The organism is Pseudomonas sp. GL-R-19 (genome assembly GCF_019956375.1).
Lineage (GTDB): Bacteria > Pseudomonadota > Gammaproteobacteria > Pseudomonadales > Pseudomonadaceae > Aquipseudomonas.
The window spans coordinates 24,071-44,149 of record NZ_JAHBDJ010000009.1; the positions used below are offsets into that span (position 1 = coordinate 24,071).

Below are 20,079 nucleotides of genomic sequence, written 5' to 3' on the forward strand. Positions count from 1 at the left end.
GCCACAATTGGTCGGCAGTCAGCGAATTACCGGCATCCTGATGAATGGCCATCAAGCCGTCATCGAATCGTCATGAACCGGGCGTCATACTCAAGCCATTCAATGCGTGCTTTAACTTTCTGCTGCCAATTCTGGTGGCTTTTTTTTGCCTGAAATTCTGCTTACAAACACTCCTGCGCCGCACGCTCGAACGTCGACGGCACGAACGCCGACGCCAGCAGCTTGCGCTCGTACAGGAACACCTTGCCGCCATTCGAGGCTTTGTAGGTTTCCAGCACGTTGTCTGCCGCCACTTTGCTCGGTACGACGATCCGGTAGCTGCGCTGAGTCTGTGACACCGTGGGCGCCAGCGCATCGTGCTGCAACTTCGGCACCACGCAATGGGTGTACTCCTCGGGCGACTTGCTGGTCTGCAAGGTCAGCGTCGGATCGTTCGGCGTGGCACAACCGGCCAGCAGCAGTGAAGCGAAGGCCAGGGTCGGGGCAAGAAAAGTGCGCATGAATCAGGTCCTGAAAAGAAATCAACAGTGAATTGGGTTGCCCACCGTTCAATGGACGCAGGGCTGATTAATTGGTTGCTGCGGTCAATCCGGCTGTTACCAGCGCCTTCAGCGACGCATCGAACTGTTTCAGCGCGGTCAGTTGCAGGTCACGTTGCTGTTCAATTTGCGCGGCGATCTCGGGCGCGGCCTTGTCATGCACCCACACCGACGGCAGTTGTTTTTCCACCGCGCCTTCGGCCTTGCCGATGTACTGCAGGTTGGCGTCGTAGAACCGCGCGGCGAAACGCGCCTCGACCCGGTCGTTACGCTGGGTCAGCAACTGGTTGTGGGTGTCGAGCATCACCACCACATCCGGATGGGCCTGCACCAGGGCATCGAGGTTGTCGTAGACCGTTACCGACACAAAGGTGTGGTGCAACGAAGTCATCAGCCAGTCGATGGCCAGGTCCGGATCGGAGCTGTTGACGAACGCCTGGCGAATCCGCGCATCCAGTGCGTTTTTCGCGCCATTCACGGCCACCGAGTGGTATTGCTCAAGGTATTGCAGGTTTTCCACGGTGTTTTCGCTGTAGAGCACCCCGACCGTCTGCCCGTATTGCAACCCGCCCTGGCTCCCGGTGATGGGCGGCATATGGCAGGCGCGTGCGTCCTCGGCGTAGGCCGATGCGGTGGATGCAACACTGCCGAGCAACAGGGCAATCACAGCCAGTCGGGTCAAGATTTTCATCGCGCAGGTTCCTTGAGCAGCGTGTTCAATGCAGGCGATTTTCCGCCTTTGCGCCAAAAACAGAACTTGCGATTCTTGATGGTGACTATTGACTGAACCGATAGTGCGGGGCCGCCAGTGCATGCCTCTGGCGCAAACTTACCGGTCAATGTCGAACAAGCGCCTGTGCCGGGCGCCCACGGTTGATTACAGTGGCGCCTGCACTCCAAACCTGATCAAGGAACGAAACAATGGTGACCTGCTACCTGAAATACGTACTCGACCCCTACCAGCTCGACGCCTTCGAGCACTACGGCAAGCTGTGGATGCCCCTGGTGGAAAAATTCGGCGGCCAGCACCACGGCTACTTTTTGCCTTCGGAAGGCGCCAACAACATCGCCCTGGCGCTGTTCACCTTTCCGAGCCTGGCGGCGTACGAACATTACCGGCAGCAATCGATGAGCGATCCGCAGTGCATCGCGGCGTTCAAGTACGCCGAAGAGAGGAAATTCATCCTCAGCTACGAGCGTTCATTCATGCGGCCGGTATTTGGCGAGCAGGATCGCTGAGTCAGTCTTTTTTCAGATCCAGGCAGTAGGTGTAGTAGCCGGTGTCGCGCACCCAGCCCTGGGATTCATACAGGCGTTGGGCAGTGAAGTTGTCGGTGGCGGTTTCCAGGGTCATGCCTTTGCCGCCGGCCAGCTTCGCGAAATCCCGGGCGGTGTTCATCAGCAGTGTGCCGACGCCTTTGCCCCGGGCGGCGGGCGTGGTGAACAGATCACCGAGCAGCCAGGTGCGATGGGCATCGATCGAGGAAAAAGTCGGGAACAGCTGGACGAAGCCGAGGTTTTCACCGTCGGTGTCCCGGGCAAGAAAAATCACCGATTCATCCCGGGCGAGTCGCTCGGCGATGAAGGCGCGCGATTGCGAGAGGTTCGACGGCTGCTTGTAGAACATCCGGTAGGCGTCAAACAAAGGGGCGATCTGGTCGATGTGCGATGCGTCGGCGCGCAGGGCCTGAATAGCCATGAGGGTGCTCCATTGCGGTCTCAAGGAATGACAGACTAGCAATGGTGTGGAATAGGAAGGGATATTTTTCCAGGCAAGATCAAAAGATCGCAGCCTGCGGCAGCTCCTACATTGGAATGTGTTTCCCTGTAGGAGCTGCCGCAGGCTGCGATCTTTGCTTCTGGATCAGACCCGCACGTTACGTCCCGGCAGCGAGGTGCGCTGATTGGTTTCCCAACCTTCAACCAACCCCACCGGCACATTCGACGCCGGCAGCATGTTCACGCCACGCACCAGATCCGAGGCACGCTCGGCGAGCATGATGGTCGGCGCATTGAGGTTGCCATTCGGCTCGGTCGGGAACACCGACGAATCGATCACCCGCAAACCGGCGATACCGCGCACACGCAGTTCGGAATCGACCACCGCCATGTCGTCCTCGCCCATGCGGCACGAACCGCAGGGATGGTAGGTGCTTTCCAGGTTGTCGCGCACGAAGGCGTCAAGGTCTTCATCACTGGTCACCTGCGCACCCGGGGCGATCTCGCCGTCGCGGAAGCGGTCCATGGCTTTCTGGCCGATGATCTCGCGGGTCAGGCGGATGCAGCGACGGAAGCCTTCACGGTCCTCTTCCCGCTCCAGGTAGTTGAAGCGGATTTCCGGATGCTCGTACGGGTCGGCCGAGCGCACGCGCACATAGCCGCGACTTTTCGGCTTGTTGGGACCTGTGAGCACCATGAAACCGTGGCCCTTGATCGGCTTGTTGCCGTCGTAGCGCATCGCCGCCGGCAGGAAGTGGAACTGGATGTCCGGCCAGCGCAGGCCCTTCTCCGAGCGGATGAAGCCACCGGCCTCGAAATGGTTGGTGGCACCCAGGCCGTCCTTGAACAGCAGCCAGCGCAGACCGATCATCAGCTTGCTCAACGGGTCCATCTTGCTGTTGAGGGTCACCGGTTCCTTGCAGCCGAACTGGATGTACACCTCGGCGTGATCCTGCAGGTTCTCCCCGACGCCCGGCAGGTCATGGCGTACGCCGATCCCGGCCTTGCGCAGGACGTCCGCCGGGCCGATGCCGGAGCGTTGCAGCAGGTGCGGCGAACCGATCGGGCCGGACGAGATGAGCACTTCGCGGTTGCAATACACCTGGTGGGTCTGGCCGCCGTGGTCATACATGACCCCCACCGCACGCTTGCCTTCAAGAATGATCTGGCGAGTCATCGCGTGGGTGACCACCGTCAGGTTCGGACGGCCCATGGCCGGGCGCAGATAGGCGTTGGCCGTGGAGCAGCGCACGCCGTTCTTCACGGTCATGTGCATGGCACCGAAACCTTCCTGCATGTAGCCGTTGCAGTCTTCGGTCTTGATGTAGCCCGCCTCCGCGCCGGCTTCGACCCAGGCGCCGTACAGCGGGTTTTTCATGTGGTTGCCGTTGGTGGTATGCAGCGGCCCGGTTTGCCCGCGATAGCTGTCGCCACCCGACTCGTAGCTTTCGGCGCGCTTGAAGTACGGCAGGCAGTTGCGATAGCCCCAGCCTTCGGCACCCAGGGATTCCCACTCGTCGAAATCCAGCGCGTGACCACGGATGTACACCAGGCCGTTGATCGACGACGAACCGCCCAGCACCTTGCCCCGTGGGCAGTGAATGCGTCGGCCGTTGAGGTGGGTCTCCGGCTCGGTTTCGTAGCGCCAGTTGTACTTCTTGGTGTTCATCGGGATCGAGAATGCGCTCGGCATCTGGATCACTACGCTCTTGTCACTGCCGCCGAATTCCAGGACCAGTACCGAGGTGGCCGGGTCTTCACTCAGACGGTTGGCCAACACACAACCCGCCGAGCCTGCGCCAATGATGATGTAGTCGTATTTTTGCGTAGACATTTTTTGCGTGGTCATTCTTTGCGTGGTCATAGTTATCTCCCGACCGTCGATTCAGTGAATACCCGCGGTGGCTGCTGTTTGTGGGTCAGCGTGTCGCCGGTGGTGTATTGCGGGGAGTTTTTCTCGATCTGCTGGATCACCGCTTCTTCGCGTTTCAGATCGATCGAGCGGCTAAGCCAGTAGTACGCCAGGCCCGACACGATCAGCCCGACCAGCCAGGCGATGTCGATGCTGCCCAGCGCCTTGGCGAGCGGGCCGACATACACCTCGCGTTGTTCAACGCCGTCGAAGATGTAGAAGAACGGGATCATCGAGACAAAACCGATGGCGTAGGCGGCGATACCGCGCAGCCCCCAGCTGCCGTAGATGTTGCCGTGGGGCATGAAGAAGTGCGGGATGGCGTATCGGCCCTTGCGCACGAAGAAGTAGTCGGTGAGGTTGACCGAAGTCCAGGGCACCAGGAAGTACAGCATCACCACCAGGTAGATCCCCAGCACCGACAGGCCTTTGCCGGAACTCTGGATGCTCAGGGCCACGCCCAGTTGCAGCAGGATCACGAAGCCGATGGCCAGGATGCGTGCCTTGCGTGTTGGCTCAATGTGCTTGATCGAATCGACGCAGGTTAGCGTGGTCAGCTTGGCGCTGTAGATGTTCATCGCGATCACCGGCAGGAACGCCAGGATGGTGACCACCACTACCGCCGTGCCCACCAGCGGCGACACGGTGTTGCCGACTTGCCCCAGGGCCACCAGCACGTCAGTGGAGTGCAGGTGATCGGCCAGCCAGCCACCCACGGAAATCATCCACGCACCGGACAGCGACGCCCCGAGGAACACCACGGCGATCAGCTTGCCGCTGGAGGTGTTTTTCGGCAGGTAGCGCGAGTAGTCCGACACATAAGGCGCATAGGCGATGTTGTAGCTGGCGGCCGCCGCAAACTGCGCGATGAAGCCGGTCCAGTTGAAACCCAGCGGCTCCCGGGCCACTTCGCCCTCCGCGAGTGCCGGCAGCACTGCATCCGGCACCCAGCCCATCACCACCGCCACGGTCACCAAGCCATACAGCGGCAACGACAGGTACAGCGCCCATTTGAAGCTGCGGTGCATCCAGTCATGGCCGAGAATCGCCAGCACCGCCGCCGGTATGGTCACCGCCACCGCGATCACCGCGGGGTTGAACCCGAATAGCGTGTGCAACCCCTGCATCATCAGCACCAGGTTGACGATGTTGAAGCCGGCGAACACGAACAGCGTTGCGAGCAGTACCAAAATCACCCCGCGATAGCCGAACTGCGCGCGGGACTGGATCATTTGCGGCAGGCCAAGGTGCGGGCCCTGGGAACCGTGAAAGGCCATGAACAATGTGCCGAACATGATGCCCAGCGTGCCGGCCAGCGTAGTCCACAGCGCGGTCAGGCCGACGCTTGGGCCAACGAAGCCGATGGTCATGGTGAAGAAGGTGAAATTGCCGAGGAACCAGAACGGACCCTGACTGGCCAGTTTGTCGGTGCGCTCGTTCTCGGGGATGAAGTCAATCGAATGCCCCTCGACGACGGATTTTTCGTCGAGGCTGGACACGCTCGTGGCGGACTTGGCGTTAGTGTTCATGATGGACTCTTATTGTTGGAAGATCATGACGAGATAACCGCGTTCTTTCGGGTGAACGACTCCCCTGTGGGAGCGAGCCTGCTCGCGAAAAAACGTTAACGATGACGAGGGCTGCCTGGGTGAGCGCGGCGCTCTGACGTCTTTCGCGAGCGAGCTCGCTCCTACAAGAGCTGAGCTCACGCGTGCCTACCTGGCGTTGTTGCTGAAACCGAACAGGACTGTAGGAGCGAGCTTGCTCGCGATGAATTCGGGTGCGCCGCGTTTAACCGGCAAGCACGCGTTTTCGTTAACGACCATCGCGAGCAAGCTCGCTCCTACAAAGGGGTGGCGTCAGCTTGGCAGCGTGATCCACACCGCCTTGGTTTCGAGCAGGTACTCGAGCTGCTCGGCGCCCAGGTCCTTGCCGAATCCGGACTGTTTGTAGCCACCGAACGGCATCGACGGATCGAGGGTGCCGTGGGCGTTGACGTAGACCGAGCCTGCCTTCAAACGTGGAATCAGGCTGTGCACCTTGCCCAGGTCGTTGGAATACAGGGCCGCCGCCAAGCCGTAAGGCGAGTCGTTGGCCAGTGCCAGTGCTTCTTCCTCGTCGTCGAACGGTGCGGTGACCAGCACCGGGCCGAAGATCTCTTCCTGGACAATGCGCATGTCGTTACGGCAATTGGCGAAGATGGTCGGCTCGACGAAGAAGCCAGGACCATCGACCGGTTGGCCGCCGTAGACCAGTTCGGCGCCTTCGGCCTTGCCGGTTTCGATGTACTCGGTCACGCGCTGCTTTTGCAAGGCCGAGACCAACGGGCTGATGAAGCAATCAGGATCCAGGCCAGGAGCCATTTTCAGGGTGCGCGTGTAGGCGATCAGTTCACGCAGGAATTCGTCGTAGACACTGCTATGAATATAGGCCCGTGTACCGGCGTCGCATACCTGCCCGGAGTTGAAAAACACGCCGTTGGCGACCGCTTGGGCGGCGGCCGGGATGTCGGCGTCGGCGCAGACGATGACCGGTGATTTACCTCCGAGTTCGAGGGTCAGGCGCTTCATGTCATCCAGCGCGGCGCGGCCGACAGTCTGGCCGACCGGGGTCGAACCGGTGAAGGTCAGTTTGTCGATGCCGGGGTGGGTGGCCATGGCCGCACCGACCACGCTGCCGCGCCCGGTGACGATGTTGATCACGCCGTCGGGGATGCCCGCTTCCTGTACCAGTTCAGCGAAACGCAGGGCCGACAACGAAGTCAGCTCGGCGGGCTTGACCACCACGGTGCAACCGGTCGCCAGCGCTGCGCCGAGCTTCCAGGCCATGGTTTGCAGCGGGAAGTTCCACGGCACGATGGCGCCGACTACGCCCACTGCTTCCTTGCGGGTATAGGCCAGGTAATTGCCCGGTAGCGAAGGCTCGACGGTACGGCCGTGGAGCTTGGTGGCCCAGCCGGCGAAGTAACGCAGGGTATCGACGGTGCCCTGGATGTCCACGTCCTTGGCGAAGGCAACCGATTTGCCCATGTCGATGGATTCGATTTCCGCGAGCTCGGCGGCGTTCTGCTCAATCAGGTCGGCCAGGCGCTGCATCATGCGCTCACGTTCCGCCGGTTTGGCCTGACGCCAGGCGCCGCCGTCGAACTGGGCGCGGGCGGCTTGCACGGCGCGGTCCAGGTCATCGGTAGTGCCCATGGGAATGCGGGTGATCAGGCCTTCGGTCGAGGGTTCGATCACATCGGAAGTCTGGCCGTCGCTGGCTTCGACCCAGGCGCCGCCGATGAACATTTTCTGGACCTTGCTGAGGAAGGTCTGGGTGGCTTCGCTGACGCCGAATTTTTGCAGGTAACTTTTGACGATCGTGTCCATTTTTGTTCTCTCTGCCCGGCAGTCAGAGCCTGCCGGGTCACTGGTTTCGATGATCAGGCTGAAGTGGTTTCGCTCTCGGCGGCCGCCCGCACCTTGCCACGCTCGTGGAAGATGAAACCGATGCTGTTGAGCAGCAGTTGCGCCGCGAGGATCGAGGTCATGCCGGTCGGGTCGTAGACCGGTGCCACTTCCACCAGGTCCATGCCGACGATGTTGCCTTTGCTGCGCTTGGCCAGGGCCTGGATGATTTCCAGCACTTCGTAGTAGAGGAAGCCGCCGTGGCTCGGGGTGCCAGTGCCGGGGGCGATGGACGGGTCGAAACCGTCGATGTCGATGGTGATGTAGTAGTTGATGTTCTGCGGGATCAGCGCCAGCACACCCTCGACGCCGAGACGACGCACGTCGCGCACCGAGAGGATTTTCGAGCCGGCTTCGTGGGCCGCTTCGTAGTCGTCGCGGTTGGACGACGACACATTACGAATGCCCATCTGGGTCATGCCGACAATGTGGTTCATTTCGGAGGCGCGGCGCAGCGGGTTGCCGTGGCCGTAACGCACGCCGTGGCGTTCGTCGACGAAGTCCAGGTGCGCATCGAAGTGAATGATGTGGATCGGGCCGCGGCCTTCGAAGGCCTTGATCACTGGCGCGTGTACCGAGTGATCGCCGCCGAGCACCACCGGCATCACGCCGGCATCGAGGATCTTGCGCACGGCGTATTCGGTGTTCTTGTTGCTGGTGACCATGTCGGTGTGGACGATGTCGGCATCACCGACGTCGACCATGCGCACGTCCGATGCGGTGAGGTACATCACATCATCTTCGTGGTCGTAGGCGCCAGCGTGGCCGAAGGAAAACAGCGTCGATGCTTCGCGAATCCCGCGTGGTCCGAAGCGTGCGCCGGAGCGCCACTGGGTGCCCATGTCGTTGGGCACACCCAGCACCGCGACGTCGGCATCCAGGGCATCCCAATCGGTGCACACCGGGGATTTGCCAAAGGTGCAATGACCCACGAATGGCAGGTTCAGGCGACCGGATTCATAACCGTTGTTCGACATTTCTAGCCTCTCCACTTCTTGTTATCGGCTTGACGGACTGCAAGGCGACCGCCGTTGGAAAGACTATGGGCGCAGGTTTTCGTGGAAAAAATGCTAAACATCAGATACTCATATCGGCATTCCCGATGCATCCACAGGCCGGAGGTTCAAGATGATCCAGCTGCACGATGTCGACCTGAAACTGCTCAGGGTGTTCGCCACGATTGTCCGCTGCGGCGGTTTCTCGGCCGCGCAGGCGGCGCTCAATGCCGGGCAATCGACCATCAGCGAACAGATGACCCACCTGGAAACCCGGCTGGGGGTCAAACTCTGCCAGCGCGGGCGCAGTGGCTTCCGCCTGACCGAACAAGGGGTGGCGATTCATGAAGCCACCCAGCGCCTGCTGTCGGCGGTGGAAAACTTCTGCATGGACGCCGACGTGCTCAAGCAGCACATCAGCGGCAAGCTCAACCTGGGGATCATCGACACCACGATCACCGACCCGGACTCGCCGATTCCACGTACCACCCAGCGCTTCGTCTCCCGCGGGCATGACGTGCACCTGAACGTGTATGTCGGTACCCCGGCAGAACTTGAAGAGCGGGTGCTCGACGGTCGTCTTCATCTCGCCATCGGGCACTTCCCGATCCATGTGCCGGGGTTGCTGCAATCGCCGCTGTACCAGGAAGCCCTGGGCTTGTATTGCGGGCGGCGTCACCCGTTGTACGGCAGCCACGCCGAAGGTGAAGAACTGCTTGAAGAAGTCGCTGCGGGGCGGATCGTCGTACGCGGCTACATGCAGCAATACGACCTCGAACACCTGGGCGTGAGCAAGGCGGCCGCCACCGTGGACAACATCGAAGCCACCGCGATCCTGATCATTTCCGGTGCCTACCTGGGTTTTCTGCCTGAGCACTTCGCCGCCCAGTGGGTCAAGAGCGGCGAGATGCACCAGTTGGCACCCGCGAGCCTGCGCCTGAAATCGCCGTTCGACGTGATCACCCGGCGCGGCACGGCACCGCCGCCGATCCTGCAAGCGTTCCTCGAGGACCTGGCCGCCAGCGCCCGTAAAACCGGTCAGCCGTAATGTGACACTCGCCAAATTCAAATTTTGCCGGGCATACTGATTCGGTTCGCCAACCTTGCAGGCCCGTCATGCGCATCCACGTCACCTTCATCGACCGCGTCGGCATCACCCAGGAAGTGCTGGCCCTGCTCGGTGGACGCAGTTTCAATCTGGACGCCGTGGAGATGGTGCCGCCGAACGTCTACATCGATGCGCCGACCCTCGGCGCCGAGGTGCTCGAAGAATTGCGCGAAGCCCTTTTCGATGTGCGCGGCGTGCAAGCAGTGACCCTGGTCGACATCCTTCCGGGGCAACGCCGGCGCCTGCAACTGGACGCCTTGCTGGCGGCCAGTTCCGATCCGGTGCTGGCGGTGGATGATCGCGGCCATGTGCTGCTGGCCAACCCGGCGCTGATCGCCCTCTGCGGGCGCGAACCGGCCGGTGAATCGCTGACCACGCTGTTCGACGATGCCGATTTGCAGCGCACCCTGATCGCTCAGCATTTCCGCCTGCCGATGCACGAGGTCAGCCTCGGCGGCCAGACGCTGCTGCTCGACGCGATGCCCATCACCGACGCTGGCGCCCTGCTCACCCTGTATCAACCCAATCGCATTGGCGAACGCCTGTCGGCGCTGCACCATGACCATGCCGAAGGCTTTGATGCGCTGCTCGGCGAATCGCCGCCGATCCGTGCGCTCAAGGCCCGTGCGCAACGGGTGGCGGCCCTCGATGCGCCGCTGCTGATCCAGGGTGAAACCGGCACCGGCAAGGAGCTGGTGGCCCGCGCCTGCCATGCCATCAGCCCACGGCACGATGCGCCGTTCCTGGCCCTGAACTGCGCGGCGCTGCCGGAGAGCCTGGCCGAAAGTGAATTGTTCGGCTACGCCCCTGGCGCCTTCACCGGCGCGCAACGGGGCGGCAAGCTCGGCCTGCTGGAGCTGGCCGATCAGGGCACGGTGTTCCTCGATGAAGTGGGGGAAATGTCGCCGTACCTGCAAGCCAAATTGCTGCGTTTTTTGAGCGATGGCTGCTTCCGTCGGGTCGGTGGCGACAAGGAAGTGCGGGTCAATGTGCGGGTGCTCAGCGCCACCCACCGTGACCTGGAAAAAATGGTCGCCGAAGGGCGTTTTCGCGAAGACCTGTTCTATCGCCTCAACGTGCTCAACCTGCAAGTGCCACCGCTGCGCGAGCGCGGTCACGACATCCTGCTGATGGCCAATCACTTCATGCAACAGGCCTGCGCGCAGATCCAGCGGCCGGCGTGTCGTTTGGCACCGAGCACCTTCAGCGCCCTGCTCGGCAACCGCTGGCCGGGCAACGTGCGGCAACTGCAAAACGTGATCTTTCGCGCGGCGGCGATTTGCGAAAACCCGCTGGTGGACATCGATGACCTCGACATTGCGCGCACGGCGGTAGAGCGGCAAAACGACGGCGAAGTCGGCAGCCTGGAAGAGGCTGTGGGCGACTTTGAGAAGAACTTGCTGGAACAGCTTTATCGCAGCTATCCGTCCAGCCGTTTGCTGGCGGCGCGGTTGCAGACTTCCCATAGCGCCATTGCGATTCGATTACGCAAATACGGCATTCCCGGCAAGGCCTGAGTGATCTGTCGGAACACATTCCCCTGTAGGAGCGAGCCTGCTCGCGATGAGGGCGTGTCGGTCGAAATATATGTTGACTGTCAGGCCGCTATCGCGAGCAGGCTCGCTCCTACAGTGGACTGTGTTGCGTCTGCATTTTTCGTCTGCAAATCGATACAGCGTAGCGAAATCAAGACAAAACCTTTCCCACCCTGCATTTACAGCGTCTGCGCCCACAGCCCTGCTTGTCTGTACTGATTTCAATACGGATGAAATCTCTCGCACTTCAAAAAATCACGCCAAACCATTGATTTAAAACAACTAATCAACCTTGGCACCGCCCTTGCTATCACTCCTGCAACCCCGCTCGTCGCCCCGCCACGAGCCTTAAAACAATAAGGAGTTGATATGAGCGAATTGCGTTTCACCGTCGATCACGAATGGTTGCGCCTTGAGAGCAACGGCCTGGTCACCGTCGGCATCACCGAGTTTGCCCAGCAGGCGCTGGGGGATGTGGTGTTTGTTCAGGTACCTGAATTGGGCACTTTCGACGCAGGCGCTGAAGTGTCGGTGCTGGAATCGGTGAAAGCCGCCAGCAGTATCGGCATGCCGCTGGACGGTGAAGTGGTCGAGATCAACACGACACTGGAGAGCACCCCGGAACTGGTCAACGAAGACCCATTGGGCGAAGGCTGGTTCTTTCGCTTCAAACCGGTCGATGCCTTGGCGTTGAGCGATCTGCTGGATCAAGACGCCTACGAACGCCTGACCGCAGAACACGCCGACGCTTGAAGCCCAACCCTTCCACACAAGGACCACACCATGTTCAGCAAGCACGACCAGATCCAAGGCTACGACGACGAACTGCTGGCGGCGATGAACGCCGAGGATGCGCGGCAGGAACACCACATCGAACTGATCGCCTCGGAAAACTACACCAGCCAGCGGGTGATGGAGGCACAAGGCAGCGGCCTGACCAACAAGTACGCCGAAGGGTATCCGGGCAAGCGTTACTACGGCGGTTGCGAGCACGTCGACGTGGTCGAGCAACTGGCCATCGACCGCGCCAGGCAACTGTTCGGCGCCGATTACGCCAACGTCCAGCCGCACTCCGGCAGCCAGGCCAACGCGGCGGTTTATCTGGCCCTGCTGCAAGCCGGCGACACCGTGCTGGGCATGAGCCTGGCCCATGGCGGCCACCTGACCCACGGCGCCAAGGTGAGTTTCTCCGGCAAGCTGTACAACGCCGTGCAGTACGGCATCGACACCAGCACCGGCCTGATCGACTACGACGAAGTCGAGCGCCTGGCGGTCGAGCACCAGCCGAAGATGATCATCGCCGGGTTCTCGGCCTATTCGAAGACTCTGGACTTCCCGCGTTTCCGCCAGATCGCCGACAAGGTCGGCGCCTACTTCTTCGTCGACATGGCCCACGTCGCCGGTCTGGTGGCGACCGGTCTGTACCCGAACCCGCTGCCCTTCGCCGATGTGGTCACCACCACCACGCACAAGACCCTGCGCGGCCCGCGTGGCGGTCTGATTCTGGCCAAGGCCAATCCCGAATTGGAGAAAAAGCTCAACGCCGCGGTGTTCCCCGGCGGTCAGGGTGGCCCACTGATGCACGTGATCGCCGCCAAGGCCGTGTGCTTCAAGGAAGCGCTGGAGCCGGCATTCAAGACCTATCAGGCGCAAGTGATCCGTAACGCCCAGGCCATGGCGCAGGTGTTTATCGAGCGCGGTTACGACGTGGTGTCCGGTGGCACGGATAACCACCTGTTCCTGGTCAGCCTGATCCGCCAGGGCCTGACCGGCAAGGACGCCGACGCCGCCCTCGGCCGTGCCGGCATCACCGTGAACAAGAACGCCGTGCCCAACGATCCGCAATCGCCATTCGTGACGTCCGGTCTGCGCATCGGTACGCCAGCGATCACCAGCCGTGGCTTCAAGGAAGCGCAGAGCATTGCGTTGGCCGGCTGGATCTGCGACATCCTCGATCACCTGGGCGATGCCCATATTGAGGCCAATGTCGCACGGCAAGCGGCCGCCATGTGCGCGGACTTCCCGGTCTACCGCGACTAAGCACACCACACCCCCCCCTGTAGGAGCGAGCTTGCTCGCGATGGTCGCCAACGATTACGCGCGCATTCAGGATTAACGCGGTGCCTTTGGGTGCTTCGCGAGCAAGCTCGCTCCTACAGGTTCTGTGCACAAGGAAATAACGATGAATGCCATTGTCGAATCGGCCGGCAACAGCCCGGCCAAAGTGGAGGTCGGCACCAAACTGCGCGGTGCGCAAAAGGTCGCGCGGATCCCGGTGAAGATCATTCCCACGGATGAATTCCCGCGCAAGCCCGACTGGATCCGCGTGCGCATGCCGATCTCTCCCGAGGTCGACCGGATCAAGCAGCTGCTGCGCAAGCACAAGCTGCACAGCGTCTGCGAAGAAGCTTCGTGCCCGAACCTCGGTGAATGTTTCTCCGGTGGCACCGCGACCTTCATGATCATGGGCGACATCTGCACCCGTCGCTGCCCGTTCTGCGATGTCGGCCATGGCCGGCCCAAACCACTGGACACCAACGAGCCAATGAACCTGGCCGTGGCCATCGCCGAACTGCGCCTGAAGTACGTGGTGATCACCTCGGTGGACCGCGACGATTTGCGTGATGGCGGCGCCCAACACTTCGTCGATTGCCTGCGGGAAATCCGCAAGCTGTCGCCCGGCGTGCAACTGGAAACCCTGGTGCCGGATTATCGTGGACGCATGGACGTGGCCCTGGCGATCACCGCCAACGAGCCGCCGGATGTGTTCAATCACAACCTGGAAACCGTACCGCGCCTGTACAAGGCTGCCCGGCCGGGTTCGGACTTCGAGTGGTCGCTGGACTTGCTGCAAAAGTTCAAGCAAGCGGTGCCCCATGTGCCGACCAAATCCGGCCTGATGCTGGGCCTGGGCGAAACCGATGAGGAAGTCATCGAGGTCATGCAACGCATGCGCGAGCACGACATCGACATGCTGACCCTCGGCCAATACCTGCAACCCTCGCGCAGTCACTTGCCGGTGCAGCGTTTCGTGCATCCCGACACCTTTGCCTGGTTCGCCGAGGAAGGTACGCGCATGGGTTTCAGGAACGTGGCGTCCGGGCCGCTGGTGCGTTCGTCCTATCACGCCGATCAACAACTTCATGGAGGTACGGACGGTTTCAAGCCATGATGGAATGACTGGTCATGCATGGAGCCGTTTCCGATGTCGCGTTCACCCTGTCTGTTGTTGCTGTGCCTGAGCCTTGCAACGCCGTGCCTGGCCGACGAGTCGAAACCCGGGCACATGGTGTATGTGCGCAGTGTCGCTCCGGGCATCGAGCAGGACATCCGCTACGCCAGCGCGCACAATTTCACCGGGCACCCGCTCGACGGTTATCAGGCGGCGGAGTGCCTGCTGTCGGCGGATGCAGCCAACGCTCTGGCCCGGGTGCAAACGGCCCTTGAAGCCGAGGGCTACGGTTTGAAAGTATTCGATTGCTATCGACCCAAGCGTGCGGTGGCGGACATGGGTCGTTTCGCCAGCGAACCTGGCGACCCGCTGAAAACCGAGTTCTATCCACGAGTAGACAAGCAGGACTTCTGGCGCCTGGGTTATGTCGCCCGGGTGTCCAATCATTCCCGAGGCAACACCGTCGACCTGACCCTGATCGGTCCCGACGCCCTGCCTGCCGATACCTGGACGCCTTCCGTCAAACCGATGGATTGCACGGCGCCTTATGGCGAGCGCTGGCACGACGGCGCGCTCGACATGGGCACCGGTTTCGATTGCTTCGATGAGCGGGCGCATACCGACTCGGCGCTGATAAACGCCACGGCCAAAGCCAATCGCCAGCGACTGACCAGTGCCATGGCCAAGGAAGGCTTTGTGGGTTATTCGGCCGAGTGGTGGCACTTCACGTACAGCGGGAATCCGCCAAAGCCGGACGTCATGGACTTCCCCATCACGCCGCTTGCACCATGAACATTCTGCTCAAGGCCCTGTGGTTGGCGTTTTTTCCGCTGGCCGCAATGGCCCAGGGACTCGATGGCAGCGATCAACTGATCGTGGTCACCAGTAACGGCTGGGATGACATCCAGGGTACTGCCCAGCGCTATGAACGGCGCGGCAAGACCTTTGAAAAGTTCGAAGCGCCGTTTGCAGTGGTGCTAGGCAAGAACGGCATGGGCTGGGGCAAGGGGCTGCTCGATATCGGGCAGCCTGAAGGGCCGGTCAAACAGGAAGGCGACGGCAAGGCACCGGCTGGAATGTTCAAGCTGGGCACGGCGTTCGGCTACGAGCCTTCGGCCGAAACCCGTCTGCCTTATCTCCCGTTGACGCCGACCATCGAATGCGTGGATGACAGCCAGTCCACGCGTTACAACGAACTGGTCGACGCAGCGGTCGTGGAAAAAAACTGGAGCAGCTCCGAACGGATGCGCCGCTCGGATGAGCTGTACCGCCGAGGCATCGTCATCCAGCACAACACTCCGGCCTCTCCCGCTGCCGGGTCATGCATTTTCTTCCACATCTGGCGCGGCCCCACGGCGCCGACCCGTGGCTGTACGGCCATGGACCCGGCGGATATCGCGCGGTTGTTCAACTGGCTGGACCCGGGCAAATCCCCGGTGCTGGTGCAACTGCCGCAAGCGCAGTACGAAAAGTTGCGTGAGCGCTGGAAACTGCCGAAGCGCTAACTGGTAAATGCTGAACCTGTGGCGAGGGAGCTTGCTCCCGCTGGGGCGCGAAGCGGCCCCAAAAAATGGGACTGCTGCGCAGTCCAACGGGAGCAAGCTCCCTCGCCACAAAAGCCGGTATTAACCCCGCTCAACCACCACCGCACTCATCGACGGCTTGGCCAGCGCGTAATAGATAATCCCCGGCACCAACAGCCCGACGATCCAGGAAATATCCACCCCGCCCAGTTGCGCAACCATCGGCCCGGAGTAGAAATGGGTATCGACAAAGGGCAGCTGGATCAACACGCCGATCACATAGACGCTGATCCCCAGCACGTTCCAGCGACCATAGCGCCCGTTCGGGTCGGACAGCGCCGGGATGTCGTAACGCTCCTTGTTGATGAAGTAGTAATCCACCAGGTTGATCGCGCTCCACGGGGTGAAGAACGTCAGCAAAAACAGGATGAAGTACTTGAACGAGCTGAGGAACGAGTACTGCCCCAGCAATGCCAGCGTGGTGGATGCCGCGACAATCAGCAGCACGAACAGCATGCGCTGGCGGGCGGTGATTTCCAGGCGACGACGAAAGCCACTGATGATGGTGGCGATGCACATGAAACTGCCGTAGGCGTTGAGGGTGGACACCGTGACCTTGCCGAAGACAATGCTCAGGTACAGCAAGGACGCGATCACCCCGGTGCTGCCCAGGCCGACAATGGTCGCCACTTCGTGCCCACGGAAATTCGCCCCGGCCAGTGCGGCGGCGAACACCCCCAGCACCATCGAAGTCTGCGCTCCCAACACCGTGCCGAGGCCGACAGCGGCGAAGGTTTTCCATGACGAAGTCTTGCTCGGCAGGTAGCGCGAGTAGTCCGCCACATAGGGGCCGAAAGCGATCTGCCAGGACGCCGAGAGCGACACCGCCAGCAGGAAGGTGCTCCAGCCGAAATGACGATTGTCGAGCAGCAGGCCGATGTCGTTGAGGGTCATCAACCGGGTGAACAGGTAGGCGAAGGCGATGATGCCCAGCACGCTGGCCACCCGCCCGACCAGGTGAATCACCCGATAACCGAAGATCGTCAGGAACGCGATGCACGCGGCGAAAATGAGGATGCCGGCGCTGTCGCTGACACTGATCAATTGCGCGATCGCCTGCCCCGACAACACCGCGCCGGTGGCACTGAAACCCAGGTACATCAGGCACACCAGGACAATCGGGATCGCCGCGCCATACACCCCGAACTGCACTCGGCTGGAGATCATCTGCGGCAGCCCGAGCTTCGGCCCTTGCGCCGCGTGCAACGCCACTACGGCGCCGCCGAGCACTTGCCCGATCAGCAAGCCGATCAACGACCAAAACACATCGCCGCCCAGCACCACGGCCAGGGCGCCGGTGACGATGGCGGTGATCTGCAGGTTGGCGCCAAGCCACAGGGTGAACTGGCTGTAGAGACTGCCGTGTCGCTCAGCCTCGGGAATGAAATCGATCGAGCGGGTCTCGATCAGGGGACTGCGTTGCGCACTCATGACGGTGTTTCCTTTGAGGAACTGTTTTTGTTGTCAGGGACGAAATTCAAAAGGCTTTGGTTGCGCTGGCTACAACCGTCGCCGAGCAGAGGTCGTCATAGCCGTACCAACTGCTGCACTCGCTTTTCGACAAGTCGGTGTCGACATAGCTCAGCCCCCAGGTCACGCCGACGAAATCGCGGGTCAGCTTGGCTTCCCACTCGTAGTAAGACTCACGGCTATCGCCATTGGCGGACCAGAACGCAGGGTCATTGACATCGTTGCGCCCAAAGCGCAAGTCCAGGCCGACTTCGGCCGGCAAATCGATTTTGTAGCCCAGGTAGGTGTAAAGGGTGTCCTGGTCCTCGCCGAAGAAGTTCGGCGTGTCCTTGGAGTAATAGGCACCCAGCTTCACGCCGTACAGGTCGAGGACGGCGTAGACCTCGCTGAGGTTGAATTCGGAGTTCTTCGGGTAGTCGTACTTGATGTAGCCCAGATCGAGGCTGATTGCGTCGGTCGCCTGCCAGTAGTAACCGGCGTAGTACTCACGCTCCTGGCGGGTGTCGAAACCACCGCCGAAATCGACGTTGGAGGTCCAGGCGCCGATATACAGGCCGCTGCTGTGCAGCAGCGTCGCGCCGCCCTGCACCGCCGGATCGCCCTGGGTTTGCGAGATACCCCGGGTACGGTAGTCGCTGACGACGCCCAGGGTCATGTCCAGGCTGAAATCATCGTTGAGGGTCAGGGCCTGGCTGGTCAGGGGGATCAATGCCAGTGTCGCGAGGGTCAATGCTGAAAATGCGTTCATACAGTTCTCTTGTTGTTATGGCGTACGGTGAATTTCAGGCATGGCGATGCCCGACCCCTCGCGCTACGAGGGGCCGGCGGTTTTTTGCGTATGTCGGGTGTACGCAGGTCAGGACGCGGGGGCGTAGACCTGCTTGCCGGCGAAGAAGGTGTTCAGGACTTTGGTTTCGAACAGGTCGTCATCGCTGACCTTGAACACATCGCGGTCGAGGATGATCAGGTCGGCCTGCTTGCCCGGTGCCAGCGAACCGATCTGCTGCTCCAGGCGCAGGGTTTTCGCCGCGTTGAGGGTGTAGGCATAGAACATGGTCTGGCGGTCGATGCTTTCCTTGGCATTGAGTACACCCAACGGCCCTTTGCGCGTACTGGCCTGGGCAATGGCGTTGAACGGATTGGCGCTCGACACCGGCCAGTCGCTGCCACCGGCAATCGTCGCGCCGGCGTTATGCAGGGACCGCGCGGGATACTGGTAGCCGTAGGCAAAGGCGCTGATGTAAGGCTTGACCAGTTCGACGGTATAGGACTCGCCGGTGGCCCACAGCAGTTGCATCGAGGCGATCACGCCCAGTTCTTTGAAGCGCGGAAACTCCTTGGGGTTGACCAGTTGCAGGTGCGCGATGCTGTGGGGCACGGGCGTCGGGCTGAGCTTGCGCGCATAGGCCACGCCATTGAGCGCTTCACGCACCGCGCGGTCGCCGACGGCATGCATGTGCACGATCCAGCCACGCTTTTCCGCCGCCACCACCAGTTCGCCGAAATGCGCCGGGTCGGTCAGCAACTGACCGTTTTTGTGGCTGTTCTTGAACGGCACGATGACCGCGGCGGTTTGCCCCGGGAATTCGAGAATGCCGTCGACAAACACCTTGATGCCGGGGAACGTCAGGTTAGGCACGCCCTCGAATTGCTTCATCACCGTGGCGATCACCTCCAGGTCGGCGGGTTTGCTCTTCGGATTGGTGACCATCAACGCAGCGACGTGGGCACTGAGTTCGCCGTTCTGCGCCAGTTCCTTGTACAGCGGCAGCACGCCGACACTTTCCGCGGTGGCATGGAAGTCGAACAGCGAATCTTCACTGCCGCCATTCGCCGCCGCATCCATCCAGGCCGTGACGCCGTATTGATTGTTGATCTTCACCGCCTCGCGAGCGGCCTTGAGCATGGCTTCCGGGCTGGGCGCCGGAATACCGTTGCGCACCACGTCCCAGCGGGATTCGGCGAAGTAGCCGTTAGGGGTGAAGTCCGCTTCATGGCCGATGTAGCCGCGTTCTTTTTCCGGCAGGCTTTTTACCAATGTCGCGTCGATGTTCAAGCGCTTGAGCATCGCGTTGTTGGCCCAACCGGTGTGGCCGTCGATGCCGCTGAAGACGATGGGCTGATCGGCCCAGCGTCCCTGGTTGAACACCTTGCCCAGTTCGCGGCTTTTCTCCCAGTAGGCCGAACTGACCCCGGCGACGCTGATCACATCACCGGACCGGGCACGTCCGGCCTTGTCTTCTTCGATCAACCATTGCTCCAGTTCCGGCAAGGGTTTGACCTCGTCCAGCAGGTTGGCCTTCATGCTGTCGAACGCCGCCACCACCGGGTGGCTGTGGGTGTCGATCATGCCTGGCATCAACACCTTGCCGGCCAGGTCGATGCGTTGGGTCTTGGCATCGGCCAGGGCATTGATTTCGGCATCGCTGCCCACTTTCAGAATCTTGCCGTCTTGCACCGCAACAGCCTGCACCAGCGCCTGGCCGGGTTCGGCGGTAAAGACCTTGCCGTTGAACAACACAAGGTCGGCGGCGGCCATCGCTTGTACCGAGGACAACGCCAGCGCGGCGGCTAACAGGTTTGGAATGAATCGCATC

The 20,079-nt window shown here is 61.4% G+C and carries 18 protein-coding genes; 8 read left to right on the top strand and 10 right to left on the bottom strand.

Annotated elements, in window-relative coordinates; all coding sequences use genetic code 11:
* Positions 1 to 161: 161 nt before the first annotated feature.
* Positions 162 to 500 (bottom strand): YgdI/YgdR family lipoprotein, encoded by a 339-nt coding sequence (locus tag KGA83_RS05335; RefSeq protein WP_223528939.1) that lies wholly within the window; start codon positions 498 to 500, stop codon positions 162 to 164.
* A 67-nt stretch (positions 501 to 567) separates the two neighbouring features.
* Complete coding sequence (locus tag KGA83_RS05340; protein ID WP_223528942.1) at positions 568 to 1,230, bottom strand: ATPase; 663 nt, start codon at positions 1,228 to 1,230, stop codon at positions 568 to 570.
* A gap of 230 nt (positions 1,231 to 1,460) precedes the next feature.
* Between KGA83_RS05340 and KGA83_RS05345 the strand changes: the two genes are divergently transcribed.
* Entirely contained in the window at positions 1,461 to 1,778 is a 318-nt protein-coding gene (locus KGA83_RS05345; protein WP_108217901.1) for an NIPSNAP family protein, read from the top strand.
* 1 nt (position 1,779) lies between these two features.
* Here the strand turns inward: KGA83_RS05345 and KGA83_RS05350 are convergent, their stop codons facing one another.
* The 5 genes from KGA83_RS05350 to speB form a co-directional block, all read right to left on the bottom strand.
* Positions 1,780 to 2,238, bottom strand: a complete 459-nt coding sequence (locus tag KGA83_RS05350) for a GNAT family N-acetyltransferase (RefSeq protein WP_223528945.1) — start codon at positions 2,236 to 2,238, stop codon at positions 1,780 to 1,782.
* A 165-nt stretch (positions 2,239 to 2,403) separates the two neighbouring features.
* Entirely contained in the window at positions 2,404 to 4,092 is a 1,689-nt protein-coding gene (gene betA, locus KGA83_RS05355; protein ID WP_223529031.1) for a choline dehydrogenase, read from the bottom strand.
* A 32-nt stretch (positions 4,093 to 4,124) separates the two neighbouring features.
* Positions 4,125 to 5,699 (bottom strand): purine-cytosine permease family protein, encoded by a 1,575-nt coding sequence (locus KGA83_RS05360; protein ID WP_108217899.1) that lies wholly within the window; start codon positions 5,697 to 5,699, stop codon positions 4,125 to 4,127.
* Between the two features lie 330 nt (positions 5,700 to 6,029).
* Complete coding sequence (locus tag KGA83_RS05365; RefSeq protein ID WP_223528946.1) at positions 6,030 to 7,541, bottom strand: aldehyde dehydrogenase family protein; 1,512 nt, start codon at positions 7,539 to 7,541, stop codon at positions 6,030 to 6,032.
* Between the two features lie 53 nt (positions 7,542 to 7,594).
* On the bottom strand, positions 7,595 to 8,596 hold the full coding sequence (gene speB, locus KGA83_RS05370; RefSeq protein WP_223528949.1) for an agmatinase: 1,002 nt from the start codon (positions 8,594 to 8,596) through the stop codon (positions 7,595 to 7,597).
* Between the two features lie 151 nt (positions 8,597 to 8,747).
* Here speB and KGA83_RS05375 point away from each other — a divergent pair, with 151 nt between their 5' ends.
* The 7 genes from KGA83_RS05375 (at position 8,748) to KGA83_RS05405 (ending at position 15,934) form a co-directional block, all read left to right on the top strand.
* A complete protein-coding gene (locus KGA83_RS05375) occupies positions 8,748 to 9,662 on the top strand; it encodes a LysR family transcriptional regulator (protein ID WP_008049321.1) in 915 nt (304 codons plus the stop codon).
* Positions 9,663 to 9,730: 68 nt separating this feature from the next.
* Positions 9,731 to 11,239 (top strand): sigma-54-dependent transcriptional regulator, encoded by a 1,509-nt coding sequence (locus KGA83_RS05380; protein ID WP_108217896.1) that lies wholly within the window; start codon positions 9,731 to 9,733, stop codon positions 11,237 to 11,239.
* A gap of 387 nt (positions 11,240 to 11,626) precedes the next feature.
* Positions 11,627 to 12,010, top strand: coding sequence for a glycine cleavage system protein GcvH (gcvH, locus tag KGA83_RS05385; RefSeq protein ID WP_223528952.1), 384 nt, complete (start codon positions 11,627 to 11,629; stop codon positions 12,008 to 12,010).
* 30 nt (positions 12,011 to 12,040) lie between these two features.
* Complete coding sequence (glyA, locus tag KGA83_RS05390) at positions 12,041 to 13,297, top strand: serine hydroxymethyltransferase (RefSeq protein WP_223528955.1); 1,257 nt, start codon at positions 12,041 to 12,043, stop codon at positions 13,295 to 13,297.
* A gap of 142 nt (positions 13,298 to 13,439) precedes the next feature.
* Positions 13,440 to 14,429, top strand: coding sequence for a lipoyl synthase (gene lipA, locus KGA83_RS05395; RefSeq protein ID WP_108217892.1), 990 nt, complete (start codon positions 13,440 to 13,442; stop codon positions 14,427 to 14,429).
* Positions 14,430 to 14,462: 33 nt separating this feature from the next.
* Positions 14,463 to 15,221 carry a M15 family metallopeptidase gene (locus KGA83_RS05400; protein WP_223528958.1) on the top strand — a complete coding sequence of 253 codons (759 nt, stop codon included), beginning with the start codon at positions 14,463 to 14,465 and terminating at the stop codon, positions 15,219 to 15,221.
* Positions 15,218 to 15,934, top strand: coding sequence for a L,D-transpeptidase (locus tag KGA83_RS05405; protein WP_223528960.1), 717 nt, complete (start codon positions 15,218 to 15,220; stop codon positions 15,932 to 15,934). The genes KGA83_RS05400 and KGA83_RS05405 overlap by 4 nt, the downstream gene beginning before the upstream one ends.
* A gap of 120 nt (positions 15,935 to 16,054) precedes the next feature.
* Here the strand turns inward: KGA83_RS05405 and KGA83_RS05410 are convergent, their stop codons facing one another.
* From KGA83_RS05410 to KGA83_RS05420, 3 genes are all read right to left on the bottom strand, one after another.
* On the bottom strand, positions 16,055 to 17,443 hold the full coding sequence (locus KGA83_RS05410) for a purine-cytosine permease family protein (RefSeq protein WP_223528963.1): 1,389 nt from the start codon (positions 17,441 to 17,443) through the stop codon (positions 16,055 to 16,057).
* A gap of 46 nt (positions 17,444 to 17,489) precedes the next feature.
* The gene (locus tag KGA83_RS05415) at positions 17,490 to 18,230 is read right to left on the bottom strand and encodes a TorF family putative porin (protein ID WP_108217888.1); all 741 of its coding nucleotides are present in this window, start codon (positions 18,228 to 18,230) and stop codon (positions 17,490 to 17,492) included.
* A gap of 108 nt (positions 18,231 to 18,338) precedes the next feature.
* Positions 18,339 to 20,078: an amidohydrolase gene (locus KGA83_RS05420; RefSeq protein WP_223528966.1), complete on the bottom strand. Its 1,740-nt coding sequence runs from the start codon at positions 20,076 to 20,078 to the stop codon at positions 18,339 to 18,341.
* Position 20,079 lies beyond the last annotated feature (1 nt).